The organism is Methylobacillus sp., from assembly GCF_036844465.1.
In the GTDB taxonomy this organism is placed as follows: domain Bacteria; phylum Pseudomonadota; class Gammaproteobacteria; order Burkholderiales; family Methylophilaceae; genus Methylobacillus.
Map to the genome: position 1 here is coordinate 168,605 of NZ_DAIUFW010000002.1, position 13,235 is coordinate 181,839.

Consider the following 13,235-nt stretch of genomic DNA (forward strand, 5'->3'; position numbering starts at 1 on the left):
GGATTGACCATGTTGCAGCAGATACGTGCAGACCCGGCGTTGTCGTCATTGCCGGCGTTGTCGTCATTGCCGGTGTTGATGGTGACTGCCGAAGCCAAGAAGGAAAATATCATCGCGGCAGCCCAAGCTGGCGCCAATGGCTATGTGGTGAAGCCATTCACGGCAGCAACCCTGGATGAAAAGCTCGGCAAGATCTTTGAAAAGCTTGAGAAATCAGGGGGCTGAGATGAATGATGCGCTTAAAAATGTGATACGCATTGAGGGTGGGGCTGAGGGTGTGCAGGCGCAACACGATGAAATGCTGCAGCGCATCGGCTCGATGACCCGCAATCTCCATGAAAGCCTGCGCGGCCTGGGATTTGACAAGCTGCTGGAGCAGGCTGCTCAAGGTATTCCGGATGCCAGGGACAGGCTCAACTATGTGGCGCGCATGACGGAGCAGGCGGCAGAACGCGTATTGAATGCGACGGATATCGCCACTCCATTGCAGGATGAGTTGAACCAGGAAGCAGCCAGCCTGGAAGAGCGCTGGAAAAATATCCGGGCGGTGCCTTCCCTCAAAAAGGATTACGATCAGGTCGCCGACGAAACCATGGCCTTCCTGACCAAGACAGTGCAGCATACAGACACCACCAAGGGGCAATTGCTCGACATCATGATGGCGCAGGATTTCCAGGACCTGACCGGGCAGGTGATCAAGAAAATCACCGAGATTGCCCAGGAGATAGAGCAGCAACTGGTACAGGTGTTGATTGATTTTTCCCCGGGAAATAATGCAGCACAGAAAGAAAATGATAACAATCTGATGAATGGCCCGCAGATTAATCCAGAGACCGCGATTGATGCCGTGACCAACCAGGAGCAGGTGGATGATTTGCTGGATAGCCTTGGATTCTAGCGGGAGCAGGGTGGGTGGGGCTGCTGAATCTACTTTCGGGTCAGCTAGTCCGATTGGCCTATTGTTTATCAGAGGAGGATCGGCGACCATGCGCACATTGGGAGAAACTCCTGTGACATAGATACACCATATTGCAATTTTGAGAATAACTGTCGAGTTGAGGTGTCTTGGAGATGACTAATGCAATGGGCTGGGACTTCTTGAGCAGGCAAGAATGTGTAGAGGCAAGGCTGTGAAAATCACGGCCTTTTTCGTGCACGCAGTATGTGGAAAGTATTGAGTGTGTTATTTACGGAACTTGGCTACAGCTTGCGCCCGGTTCAGCACATTGAGCTTTTTGAAGATACGCTGCAGGTGGTTCTTGACGGTAAAGGCACTGATATCAAGAATCAGGCCGATTTCATGGTTGGTTTTGCCTTTGGTCACCCAGTCCATGATCTCCAGCTCCCGTCCGGAAAGCATATTCAAGCATTCATCCTGCATTTCGGGTTCGACCTTGATAGGCGATACAGGGGTAGGTTGCTGTTCAGGCAGGTGCTCGATTTGGCGCAATGCACTATCGATATAAGGCAACAGAGCTTCCAGCATGGGGCGGGAGGCGGCTGGAAAGCTCAAGTTGGAACTAAGCAGTACATATAGGCAGTCATGGCGGCCACGATGATCCTTGATCGCGTGAACCAATGCTGATTTCATGTTTTTCAGATAATAGTTGGAATCCGCATTCGAGAATTCACAGTCGTGCAGAATGTTATTGGCAGAGGTTAGCGTAAATGGAGCTTTGGCATGATTCAGCCAATAGGTAAACAGATGTTGCAGGAACTGATTGATTTCATGACTGGCAATTTTGTCAGAGCGTATGCCGGGGAGGGGCGAAACAATGTTGAAGTATATGACTCCAAGGGAAAAATCGCCCCAAGCCGTAATCATGATCTCATGCGGCAGGAAAATCTGGAGTTTCCCCTGCATCCAGAGAAAAAGCTCAAAGTGCGAGCGAATTCTCAAGGATTCATGCATCAGTTCAATTAACTGGCTTTTCTCGATATCATTTAAGTTCTTATTTAAGGACATGAGCTCGGTTATAATTGACGGAACAATTTAAATTTGGCTATTCGTTACAATATACTCTTACGCTATTATGATGCAAATAACTTTAATAATGAGTGTTTTTAAGAGTTTTTAACAATTAAATTCCATGAATATTTGGTGGATAATCAGGGAAATCCTTTAAGCAAGGTAAAAAGTACATGTATCCCGATTTTGTACATTTAGGTGGGGCAGATAAGTATGTTGACGAAATCCTGGAGATAGTCAACACAATCAAGCTGTTTGGGGATTTTTCCGCCGAAGAAGTGCGTTATTTATGTTCCTATATGCAGTGTTATGCTGCGCCTAGGGACTGTGAACTGCTTGTTGAAGGAGATGTGGGCGATTATCTGCTTTTGATCCTGACTGGAGAGATCAACGTGATCAAGGATATCCCTAACAAAGGCGTGCAAATCATTGCAAGGGTGAGCGCCGGAGCGGTCATTGGTGAAATGTCCTTGATTGATGGCCAACCTCGTTCGGCTACCTGTGTTACCAGTTTGCCGACAGATTTTGCGGTGCTGACCAGGGAGTCACTTTACCACTTGCTGACAAATATGCCCAAACTGGGAAACAAGGTATTGATTAAGTTATTACAACTGTTGACAGCCAGGTTCCGTGAAAGTACAGATAGATTCTTGCCTAAGACACTGGGTGAATTGGTGTGATCTAATTCGATTGTTTCAAGTATGTGAATTTTTTGAAGTCATGAAAATAAAAATCCCGCAAATGCGGGATTTTTATATGACTGGTGGGGCATGTAGGGGTCGAACCTACGACAAACGGATTAAGAGTCCGCTGCTCTACCAACTGAGCTAATGCCCCAATCGAGGAACGAGATTATGCGTAGGTTTTGATATTGTGTCAACTTGAAATTGATAAATGAAACGAGTAAGTTAATTTTACTGATCAACCAATTCCCGAAAGTGCATTGCATGTCGATTCAAACCATCATCACCCAGCCATTCGGCGATCAAAAACCAGGGACATCCGGCTTACGCAAGCGAGTGACGATGTTTCAGCAACCCCATTACCTCGAGAATTTTGTACAAAGTATTTTTGATGCAGTCGGGGCGCCTGCTGGTGCCTCTCTTGTGCTGGGCGGGGATGGCCGTTTTTATAATGTGGAGGCAATACAGGTTATCCTCAAAATGGCTGCTGCCAATGGTTTTGGCAAGGTATTGGTGGGCAGGAATGGTATTTTATCCACGCCCGCTGCCTCTTGCGTGATCCGCAAGTACCAGACTTTCGGCGGCATTATCCTGTCTGCCAGCCATAATCCTGGCGGGCCCCAAGGAGATTTCGGCATCAAGTTCAATACATCCAACGGCGGGCCGGCACCCGAGAAGGTAACGGAAGAGATTTTTGCGCGCAGCAAGCAGATCACCCAATACAGCATCGTCGATGCGCCCGATGTGGCGTTGGATGTGCCGGGAGAAACCGAGTTGGCCGGAATGAAGGTAGAGGTAATCGACTCTGTCAGTGATTACGCGGAACTAATGGCTAGCCTGTTTGACTTTGCTGCGATTCGCCAATTGCTGTCCAGTGGGTTCAGGCTCAAGTTTGACGCCATGCATGCGGTGACAGGGCCTTATGCTCGCGCCATTCTGGTAGATGCACTGGGAGCGGCGCCTGATGATGTGATGAATGCGGAACCCCTGCCTGATTTTGGCGGCGGACATCCTGACCCTAACCTGACCTATGCTCATGATTTGGTGGAGATTATGTATGGCGACAATGCGCCTGATTTTGGCGCGGCATCGGATGGCGATGGTGACCGCAATATGATTTTGGGCAAGCATTTCTTTGTCACGCCGTCAGATAGCTTGGCGTTGATTGCCGCCAATGCGAGGTTGGTGCCGGGTTATACGCAGGGCATTGCGGGCGTGGCGCGTTCCATGCCTACCAGCGCGGCCGTGGATCGTGTAGCAGAGGAACTGGATATTCCCTGCTATGAAACGCCGACTGGCTGGAAATTCTTCGGCAACCTGATGGATGCAGGCAAGGTCACCTTGTGTGGTGAGGAAAGCTTTGGCACGGGGTCAAACCATGTGCGCGAAAAGGACGGCCTGTGGGCGGTATTGTTCTGGCTCAATATCCTAGCCATCAAGCGCCAGCCGGTGGAAACCATCGTCAAGCGGCATTGGGCCAGGTTTGGCCGCAATGTCTATTCGCGTCACGATTATGAAGAATTGCCCAGTGATGCCGCCAATGGTTTGATTGAACATATCCGCGCCAGCTTTGCCAGCCTGCCGGGCAAGGTTTTTGGTCATTACCGGGTCAAGGAATGCGACGATTTCAGTTATATGGACCCTGTAGATGGCAGCATCAGTCAGAAGCAGGGCATTCGTATCCTGTTCGAGGATGGTTCACGCATCGTTTTCCGGTTGTCGGGTACAGGCACGGAGGGAGCGACTTTGCGTCTTTACCTGGAAGCTTTCGAGCCGGATATGAGCAAGCATGACCTGGATGCTCAAGATGCGTTGTCAGAGATGATTGCGATTGCGGACGAGATTGCCGAGCTGAAGCAGCGTACCGGACGCGAGCAGCCTACCGTGATTACCTAAAATAGGTGATTTTAAAGAATAAAGCCCTGTGGTTTTCTCAAGCAGGGCCTTATTCGTTTTCCACCTGTGTAATCGTCATCTTGTCCTGGAACAAGCGCACATCCATGCGTCCCAGGAACGACATTCCCAGCAGCACATCCCCATCCAGGCCCGGTGCGATCACGGCGGCGACATTGTGCGCCCTGACGCCGCCAATCTGCACGGACTCCAGCCGGGCCATGTAAGCGACGGTATCCCCATTGGCGGTAGAGGTGCGGATCGCATGCTTGCTCTGCAACTGCAAACGGTCTGCAATACGTTGCGAAATCGCGACGCCGGTGGCGCCAGTATCCACCAGCACATTGACTACGACGCCGTTGATGAGCGCCTCGGTACGGTAATGACCATCCAGCCCGCGTTGTAGGGTGATGCTGGGCGCCTCTCCGAGGATGCTGAGGCGGTTAGGGTTGATGGCGCGGTCTGCCAGGTAGTAGACGCCACCTGCCAATGCCAGCCAGACAATCCACCATAGCAGCCGCGAGTTGCTCATGTTCAGAACGGCAGTTTGGCATCAGGCGCCGCGGCGAGAATAACGCTGCGGAACTGATCCTGGATGCGCTTGAGCGCCTCGGCATTATCCGCCTCGAAGCGCAGTACGATTACTGGCGTGGTGTTCGACGGGCGCATCAGGCCGAAGCCATCGCTGTATTCGACGCGTAGGCCGTCAATAGTGATGACCTCGTCAGCACCCTCGAACTTGGCGCTGGCTTGCAGCTGGCTGATGAGCTGGTGCGGCTCGCCTTCCTGCATGTTGATGTGCTGTTCCGGCGTGCTGACGCTGTCAGGCAATGAATTGAGCACGGCAGACGGATCGTCGAATTGGCTGAGGATTTCCAGCAGGCGCGCGCCGGCGTACAGGCCGTCATCAAAGCCGTACCAGCGCTCCTTGAAGAACACGTGACCACTCATTTCGCCAGCCAACGCGGCACCCGTTTCCTTCATCTTGGCCTTGACCAGCGAATGCCCGGTTTTCCACATCAGCGGTTCGCCGCCGCGCTGCTTGATCCAGGGAGCCAGGTTGCGGGTGGATTTGACGTCGTAGATGATGGTAGCTTGAGGATTACGCTTGAGCACATCCTCGGCGAACAGCAGGAGCTGGCGGTCGGGATAGATGATGCTGCCATCCTTGGTTACGACGCCGAGGCGGTCGCCGTCGCCGTCGAAGGCAAAGCCGATTTCGGATTGGCCGGAGCGCAAGTTGGTGATCAGATCGGTAAGGTTTTCCGGGACGGATGGATCGGGATGGTGGTTGGGAAAATGGCCGTCCACTTCGCAGAACAATTCTTCCACTTCGCAGCCAAGCGCACGGTAAAGCTTGCCAGCAAAAGCGCCAGGCACGCCATTGCCGCAATCCACAGTTAGCTTGATCGGGCGCTTGAGCTTGATGTCGGAAGCAATACACTCAATGTAGGCGGGTGCAATATCATGATTGCTTTCCGTGCCGCCACCATGCGTAAAGTCATTATTGTCTATGCGTGTGCGCAGGCGCTGGATGGCCTCGCCTGATAATGTTTCCCCGGCGACTACCATTTTCAGTCCATTGTATTCAGGCGGGTTGTGGCTGCCGGTAACCATAACGCCGGAACCGGTATTCAGGTGATAGGCGGCAAAATACACCATGGGGGTTGCTACCAGGCCCAGATTGATCACATCCAGTCCACTCTTGCGAATACCGCGAGATAAGGCCGCAGCCAGTTCTGGACCAGAAAGTCGGCCATCATAGCCGATGCAGATGCTTTTCTGCTCGCGCAGTGCGGCTTCACTGCCGATGGCATGGCCTATGGCTTCCACCATGTCTGGTGTCAGGGTTTTACCCACAATGCCGCGGATATCGTAGGCCTTGAATATCTCTTTGGGAGCCGCCATGGTGTTCCTTTAACGAGTGCAAATGAGAATGAATGATATATGTGAATAACAGATTATGTCGCTTCTTCTATCCAAGCCAACTGAATGGCTTCCAGAATGCGCTCGCCGCATTTTTCCGGATCATCATCAAAATCTTCCAACTCCAGTATCCAGTTATAAAGGTCGGTAAAGCGGATGAGTTTGGGGTCAACATCTGGATACAGATCGAACAGTTCTTCAGCGATCCTCTGGCTGTCAGTCCATTTCATGACGGGTTCCTTTTCATGTACCGCCTGATGAGCAGGCGTGTGATTTAAATATGCTTGGCGCGCGCATACTGGTTGGGCCAGGCAATGTCAGTACGTAATTCCTGCGCGGCGCGCAGAGGCCAGTGCGGGTCGCTTAGCAGCTTGCGCGCCATCATGATGGCATCGGCCTGGCCTGTCACCAGGATATGCTCGGCCTGTAAGGCTGAGGTGATGAGGCCGACCGCGCTGGTCGCAATCCCGGCTTCCTCGCGGATGCGCTGGGCAAATACGGTCTGGTAGCCCGGACCAGCGGGAATCTTGGCATCAAGGACAAGGCCGCCGCTGGAGCAGTCTATCAGGTCTATGCCGGTTTCCTTGAGCCATTTGGCAAGTTGGATGGATTGTGCGATATCCCAGCCACCTTCCACCCAATCGGTGGCCGAGATGCGCACGAACACAGGCTTATCCTGTGGCCATAGCGCGCGCAACTCGCGAGCGATTTGCAGCGGCAGGCGGCAGCGATTTTCCAGGCTGCCGCCATATTCGTCATCGCGTTGATTGGATAGCGGCGAGAGAAATTCGTGTAAGAGATAGCCATGGGCGCAATGCAGCTCCAATACTTCAAACCCGGCTTGCAATGCGCGTTCTGCAGCAGCGCGGAACTGTTGTGCGATATCCTGGATTTCCTCAACGCTTAATGCGTGTGGGGTGCCGTGTTCGGGCGTGACGGGGATAGGGGAGGGCGCCACGGTTTGCCATCCTCCCTGTTCCGGCGGCAGAAATTTGCCATCGCGCCATGGCGCGTCGCAGGAGGCTTTGCGGCCGGCATGGGCAATCTGGATGGCGGGGATGGCGTGTTGCTGCTTGATGAACTCGACGATGGGTTTGAAAGCATGCATATGCTTATCGGACCACAAGCCCAGACAGAATGGGGTAATCCTGCCTTCTGGTGCGACGGCGGTCGCCTCGGCCATGACCATTCCGGCTCCACCGACGGCCAGGCCGCCGAGGTGGACCAGATGCCAATGGTTGGCAATGCCATGTTCGGCGGAATACTGGCACATGGGAGAGACGAAAATCCGGTTCTTGATTTCAAGGTCGCGGAAGCTGATCGGGGTAAACAGTCGGGCCATGGTGCGGTTTCTCGTGTCGATATTGAGCTTATACGCTGAAAATCGGAATGTTGGCAATGCGCGGACGCCATTCGGCCGGTCCGGATTCGTGCACCGAATGGCCACTGCTGTCCACGGCAACGGTGACCGGCATATCTTCGACCGTGAATTCGTAAATGGCTTCCATGCTCAGATCTGGGAAGGCGACAACGCGCGAGGCCTTGATGGCCTGGGAAATCAGGTAGGCTGCGCCGCCGATGGCGATCAGGTAGACGGATTGGTGTGCCTTGATGCTCTGCACGGCGGTATTGCCGCGTTCGGCCTTGCCTATCATGCCGAGCAGGCCGGTTTTAGTCAGCATGGTTTCTGTGAAGCGGTCCATACGCGTGGCAGTGGTGGGGCCAGCGGGGCCAATGACTTCGTTGCCGACTGGGTCGACCGGGCCAACGTAATAGATGAAGCGGTTGGTGAAATCCAGGCCTTGCGGCATCGGCTCGCCACGCGAGATCAGGTCTACGATGCGTTTGTGCGCCGCATCGCGGCCAGTTAGCAGCTTGCCCGATAGCAGCAATTTCTCGCCCGGTTGCCACTGGGAAATATCCTCGTGCGTAAGCGTGTCGAGGTTCACACGGCGCATGGGCGCGCTGGCGTCCAGCGCTACCTGCGGCCAGTCTTCCAATTTTGGCACGGGGAGTTGCGCGGGGCCGCTGCCGTCCAGCGTGAAATGAATGTGGCGCGTGGCGGCGCAGTTCGGAATCATGGCGATGGGCAACGAAGTAGCGTGGGTGGGGGCTTCCAGTATCTTCACATCCAGCACCGTGGTCAGCCCGCCCAGGCCTTGCGCGCCTATGCCCAGGCGGTTCACTTTTTCATAGAGTTCGAGGCGCAGTTCCTCCGCGCGGTTGGCGGGGCCGCGCGCGTGCAATTGCCGGATGTCGATCGGGGCGAACAGGGACTGCTTGGCCAGCAGCACGGCTTTTTCCGCAGTACCGCCGATGCCGATGCCGAGCACGCCCGGCGGGCACCAGCCAGCGCCCATATCGGGCACAGTCTTGAGCACCCATTCCACGATGTTGTCGGAAGGCTCCAGCATGGCCAGCTTGGATTTGTTCTCGGAACCGCCGCCTTTGGCGGCGATGTGGATTTCCACGGTGTCGCCGGGCACCATCTCCACATGCACGACGGAGGGAGTGTTGTCACGCGTATTCAGGCGCTTGCCCGCCGGGTCGCGCACGATGGAGGCGCGCAGGCGGTTGGCGGGGTCTAGATAGGCGCGGCGCACGCCTTCGTCCACCATTTCCTGCAAGCTCATCTCCGCTTGCCATTGCACCTGCATGCCTATACTGACGAAAGCTACCACGATGCCGGTATCCTGACATAGCGGACGCTGGCCTTGAGCGCATAGATATGAGTTGATCAGTATCTGCCCAATTGCATCGCGGGCAGCGGGTGAAGGTTCACGCTGCCAGGCCTCGTGCATCGCAGCGAGAAAATCAGGCGAATGGTAGCAGGCAATGTACTGCAATGCCTGATGAATGCTGTCGATGAAATCTTCTTGGCGGATTAAGGCCATGGCGCGGAAACTCAGGAGATGAAGGAGTAATTATACCCGAGCAAGGAAAAAAGACCGCCAGCAACGAATGAAAGCGGGTTGCTGGCGGAGAGAGAGTCATCACAAAGGGGGGAGGTTTTGCATCTCTACAATGAGTACGCTAGCAATTGATATGCCAAAAAATATATCTATAAAATTCAATTGGATGAAATTTCCTGATGATGGTGAAGTGGCTGTAATGTTGCAATTGGTGGTTGCGGGTGGCTGTAATCCTGCAATGAATCAATTTCACCGGCTGTGAATCTGTTTCAAAGCGATGGGGCAGTGAACATGGTAAAATCGCGGCCTATTCATTTTATTTATCCGAGACTAAAGAATATGTTTAGCACTGCCAAGAACCTGAGTGTGGTTGATCCCGATCTGTGGAAATATGTAGAAGCGGAGCGTCATCGCCAGGATGAGCATATTGAGTTGATCGCCTCTGAAAACTATACCAGCCCGGCAGTGATGCAGGCCCAGGGTTCGCAACTGACTAATAAGTATGCCGAAGGTTATCCTGGCAAGCGTTTTTACGGCGGCTGCGAGTTCGTCGATGAAATCGAGCAATTGGCGATCGACCGACTGAAGAAGCTGTTCGGCGCCGAATACGCCAACGTGCAGCCGCACTCTGGCTCACAGGCCAACCAGGCTGTGTATTTCTCCATCCTCAAACCGGGCGACACCGTCATGGGGATGAATCTCGGGCACGGCGGCCATCTGACCCACGGCTCCCCTGCCAACCTTTCCGGCAAATTGTTCAATATCGTGGCCTATGGCCTGAATGACAAGGAAGAAATTGACTACGACGAAATGGAACGCATCGCGCTGGAAACTAGGCCCAAGCTGTTGATTGGTGGCGCTTCCGCTTATGCGCTGCGTTTCGACTGGGCACGCATGGCGGAAATCGCCAAGAAGGTTGGTGCTTATTTCATGGTGGATATGGCGCACTATGCTGGCCTGATTGCCGCTGGTGTCTATCCCAACCCGGTTCCGCATGCGGACTTCGTGACTTCCACCACGCATAAGACCTTGCGTGGTCCGCGCGGTGGTCTGATCATGGCCAAGGCCGAATTCGAGAAGTCCCTTAACTCCAGCGTGTTCCCCAGCCTGCAAGGTGGCCCGCTCATGCATGTTATTGCGGGCAAGGCTGTGGCTTTCCTCGAAGCTGCGCAGCCCGAGTTCAAGGTTTATCAGGAGCAAGTGCTCAAGAATGCTGATGCCATGGCGAAAACCTTGGCCGCACGCGGTTTGCGCATTATTTCCGGTGGCACACAGTCGCATGTATTCCTGGTTGATCTGCGTCCCAAGGGGCTGACAGGCAAGGCCGCAGATGCTTACCTGGGCCAGGCGCATATCACCGTGAACAAGAACGCTATCCCGAACGATCCGGAAAGCCCGTTCGTCACTTCCGGCATCCGCATTGGTTCGCCTGCGATTACTACACGTGGTTTCAAGGAAGCCGAAGCTACAGAAGTAGCTAACCTGATTGCAGATATTCTCGACAACCCGACCGATGAATCCGTGATTGCGGCCACCAAGGCCAAGGTGCATGCTTTGACCTCGCGTTTTCCGGTTTATGGTGCTTGATCTGTGAAGAGCAGGGAGTGTGTATCCCTGCTAGTCGGCGGAGTTGAATAAAGCATGAAATGTCCATTTTGTGGCGCAGGTGATACCCAGGTCATCGATTCCCGCGTGAACGATGAAGGGGATTCCATACGCCGCCGCCGCCGCTGTGTCTCTTGCGACAAGCGTTTCACTACCTATGAAACTGCGGAGCTGCATTTGCCGCAGGTGGTCAAGCAAAATGGCAATCGTGCGGAGTTCAGCCCGGAAAAGTTGCGACTGTCATTCATTCGCGCCCTGCACAAGCGCCCGGTGCCGACCGAATATGTCGACCGTGCGCTGGAGCGCATCATCCAGAAAATCCTTGCCAAGGGTGAGCGCGAGATTATTGCGCGCGACCTTGGGGAGATGGTAATGCAGGAGTTGAAGGCAATGGACAAGGTGGCGTACATCCGTTTTGCTTCGGTGTATCGCAGTTTTCAGGATGCCGGGGATTTCAGCGAGGCAATTCGCGATTTGGATTGATGGCGCGGCTGGTGGCAAGCCAGTAGCTTGAATGGCAAAAGCACTGCTTCTAGGGATGGGAGCGGTGCTTTTTTATTGAAGGTGAACTTAGGGAGTATTCTTAAAAATATTGCAGGTTACGAGAGGGTGCTTTTCGCTTGTCAGCGAGTCACTTTCATTTGCCTCGCCAAATGAAAGTAACCAAAGCAAAAGCGACCCCGGAGTCTGCGCCGGGAGCAAGCTCCCGGTCCCCTGTGTTGCTCAATCTGTCTGGGCGCTTGCTGAACTCGCTACGCTCAAACAAACGCAAGCGCTTTTTCCAGACAGATTTGCGCTACTCGGCGCAGCCAAACGGGGAGCAAACACCATAACCACTTGGCATCGCTACGCTCGCCCTTGGTCTTGAGAGGCTTGCCTCCAAACCTCCAACCGTTTTTTATCCCGGCTCTGAGCCGGGATCTCGTGACGTTTGTGGGAGTGCAACAAGATGCCTGGTCTGCGCCCGGCATGACAATCAAGCCTGGTATGAGAGGAGTGTGCGGGAGAAATGCCGGAGCAGCGTATGTTGGAAAAAGACCGTGAACAGGCTCTTGGCGGCGCTCCGCTTGTCTCCCCGCCTTGCCAACACTTATCATGGCAACCATGAATACTATTTCCCCGGAATTTTCTGCAAGCGACTATAGCTACATGAGCCTTGCCCTGCGTGAGGCGGCGCGTGGCTTGTATGGCACCAGCCCTAATCCGCGTGTGGGCTGCGTGATCGTCAAGGATGGCGAAGTTGTCGGATACGGCGCGCATCTAAAAGCGGGTGAGCCGCATGCGGAGGTGCATGCGCTGCGCATGGCCGGGGAGCGGGCTGCGGGTGCCGATGCGTATGTGACGCTGGAGCCTTGCAGTCATTTTGGGAAGACTCCGCCTTGTGCTGATGCCTTGGTCAATGCGGGGGTGAAGCGCGTGGTGGCTGCCATGCAAGATCCTAATCCGTTGGTGGCGGGCAATGGTTTGCGGCGTTTGGCCGCCCAAGGTATTAATGTTGCTTCCGGGCTGCTGGAAACCGAAGCACGGGCGTTGAACATTGGTTTCATCTCACGGATGACGCGCCAGCGACCCTGGCTGCGCAGCAAGATTGCTGCCAGCCTGGATGGCAAGACCGGCTTGCAGAATGGTGAAAGCCAATGGATTACGGGGCCAGCAGCGCGCCAGCATGTACAGCAGTGGCGCGCGCGTTCATGCGCGGTTCTCACTGGTGTGGGAACGGTGCTGGCCGATGATCCGTTGCTGACCGTGCGCGACCCTGGTTTGCTGTTAGCAAGGCATGGTGTGCAACCCTGGCGCGTGATTGTGGATAGTCATCTGCGCACCGATTCCACGGCCACCATTCTTCAAGCGGGGCGAGTGTTGATTGCTCATGCGGTAGATCGGTCCACAGCACAGGGCAGGAAACATGCGTTGCAAGAGGCGGGGGCGGAGTTACTGTTCCTGCCGGATGCGCAAGGTCGTGTCGATTTACCCGGCTTGATGCAGGTACTTGCAGAACGTCAGGTCAATGAGGTCATTGTTGAGGCAGGAGCCACGCTCAATGGTAGCTTGCTGCAGGCTGGGCTGATTGATGAATTATTGTTGTATTACGCGCCTATCCTGCTCGGTGGGCAAGCCAGGGACATGTTCGCCATGCCCGCCTTGCAGAGCATGCAGCAGAAACTGCAATTGCAGGTGCTGGAAACGCGACAGGTAGGAGGCGACTGGTTTCAGCGTGCCGAACCGCTGCTGGCGGTTCAGGAGTAA

The 13,235-nt window shown here is 54.3% G+C and carries 14 protein-coding genes and 1 tRNA gene; 8 read left to right on the top strand and 7 right to left on the bottom strand.

From position 1 onward, the window contains the following. Nucleotides 1-225, top strand: a 225-nt coding sequence (locus V7Z75_RS03150) for a response regulator (protein ID WP_334107161.1), incomplete at its 5' end; no start/stop codon positions are given. Between the two features lies 1 nt (nucleotide 226). Beyond that, nucleotides 227-898: a protein phosphatase CheZ gene (cheZ, locus tag V7Z75_RS03155; RefSeq protein WP_334107162.1), complete on the top strand. Its 672-nt coding sequence runs from the start codon at nucleotides 227-229 to the stop codon at nucleotides 896-898. A 285-nt stretch (nucleotides 899-1,183) separates the two neighbouring features. Here the strand turns inward: cheZ and epsA are convergent, their stop codons facing one another. Beyond that, nucleotides 1,184-1,966, bottom strand: a complete 783-nt coding sequence (epsA, locus tag V7Z75_RS03160) for an XrtB/PEP-CTERM-associated transcriptional regulator EpsA (protein WP_334107163.1) — start codon at nucleotides 1,964-1,966, stop codon at nucleotides 1,184-1,186. 176 nt (nucleotides 1,967-2,142) lie between these two features. On the opposite strand from epsA, the gene V7Z75_RS03165 reads away from it, so the two are divergent. Further along, the gene (locus V7Z75_RS03165) at nucleotides 2,143-2,649 is read left to right on the top strand and encodes a cyclic nucleotide-binding domain-containing protein (protein WP_334107164.1); all 507 of its coding nucleotides are present in this window, start codon (nucleotides 2,143-2,145) and stop codon (nucleotides 2,647-2,649) included. Between the two features lie 81 nt (nucleotides 2,650-2,730). Here the strand turns inward: V7Z75_RS03165 and V7Z75_RS03170 are convergent. Then, nucleotides 2,731-2,806, bottom strand: a tRNA-Lys gene (locus V7Z75_RS03170). 110 nt (nucleotides 2,807-2,916) lie between these two features. Here V7Z75_RS03170 and V7Z75_RS03175 point away from each other — a divergent pair. Next, nucleotides 2,917-4,548: an alpha-D-glucose phosphate-specific phosphoglucomutase gene (locus tag V7Z75_RS03175; RefSeq protein WP_334107165.1), complete on the top strand. Its 1,632-nt coding sequence runs from the start codon at nucleotides 2,917-2,919 to the stop codon at nucleotides 4,546-4,548. 49 nt (nucleotides 4,549-4,597) lie between these two features. Here the strand turns inward: V7Z75_RS03175 and V7Z75_RS03180 are convergent, their stop codons facing one another. The 5 genes from V7Z75_RS03180 to V7Z75_RS03200 are packed head-to-tail and all read right to left on the bottom strand — an operon-like array spanning nucleotide 4,598 to nucleotide 9,365. Further along, complete coding sequence (locus tag V7Z75_RS03180; RefSeq protein WP_334107166.1) at nucleotides 4,598-5,077, bottom strand: retropepsin-like aspartic protease family protein; 480 nt, start codon at nucleotides 5,075-5,077, stop codon at nucleotides 4,598-4,600. A gap of 2 nt (nucleotides 5,078-5,079) precedes the next feature. Then, nucleotides 5,080-6,453: a phosphomannomutase/phosphoglucomutase gene (locus tag V7Z75_RS03185; RefSeq protein ID WP_334107167.1), complete on the bottom strand. Its 1,374-nt coding sequence runs from the start codon at nucleotides 6,451-6,453 to the stop codon at nucleotides 5,080-5,082. A 53-nt stretch (nucleotides 6,454-6,506) separates the two neighbouring features. Next, the gene (gene iscX / locus V7Z75_RS03190; protein WP_334107168.1) at nucleotides 6,507-6,701 is read right to left on the bottom strand and encodes a Fe-S cluster assembly protein IscX; all 195 of its coding nucleotides are present in this window, start codon (nucleotides 6,699-6,701) and stop codon (nucleotides 6,507-6,509) included. A 44-nt stretch (nucleotides 6,702-6,745) separates the two neighbouring features. Then, the gene (locus V7Z75_RS03195; RefSeq protein WP_442919869.1) at nucleotides 6,746-7,813 is read right to left on the bottom strand and encodes an NADH:flavin oxidoreductase/NADH oxidase; all 1,068 of its coding nucleotides are present in this window, start codon (nucleotides 7,811-7,813) and stop codon (nucleotides 6,746-6,748) included. 28 nt (nucleotides 7,814-7,841) lie between these two features. Beyond that, on the bottom strand, nucleotides 7,842-9,365 hold the full coding sequence (locus V7Z75_RS03200) for a fumarate hydratase (RefSeq protein WP_334107170.1): 1,524 nt from the start codon (nucleotides 9,363-9,365) through the stop codon (nucleotides 7,842-7,844). 130 nt (nucleotides 9,366-9,495) lie between these two features. Between V7Z75_RS03200 and V7Z75_RS03205 the strand changes: the two genes are divergently transcribed. The 4 genes from V7Z75_RS03205 (at nucleotide 9,496) to ribD (ending at nucleotide 13,235) form a co-directional block, all read left to right on the top strand. Continuing rightward, entirely contained in the window at nucleotides 9,496-9,645 is a 150-nt protein-coding gene (locus V7Z75_RS03205) for a hypothetical protein (RefSeq protein ID WP_334107171.1), read from the top strand. Nucleotides 9,646-9,722: 77 nt separating this feature from the next. Further along, nucleotides 9,723-10,970 carry a serine hydroxymethyltransferase gene (gene glyA, locus V7Z75_RS03210; RefSeq protein WP_334107172.1) on the top strand — a complete coding sequence of 416 codons (1,248 nt, stop codon included), beginning with the start codon at nucleotides 9,723-9,725 and terminating at the stop codon, nucleotides 10,968-10,970. Nucleotides 10,971-11,024: 54 nt separating this feature from the next. Next, nucleotides 11,025-11,471: a transcriptional regulator NrdR gene (gene nrdR / locus V7Z75_RS03215; protein ID WP_334107173.1), complete on the top strand. Its 447-nt coding sequence runs from the start codon at nucleotides 11,025-11,027 to the stop codon at nucleotides 11,469-11,471. A 612-nt stretch (nucleotides 11,472-12,083) separates the two neighbouring features. Further along, complete coding sequence (gene ribD, locus V7Z75_RS03220) at nucleotides 12,084-13,235, top strand: bifunctional diaminohydroxyphosphoribosylaminopyrimidine deaminase/5-amino-6-(5-phosphoribosylamino)uracil reductase RibD (RefSeq protein ID WP_334107174.1); 1,152 nt, start codon at nucleotides 12,084-12,086, stop codon at nucleotides 13,233-13,235.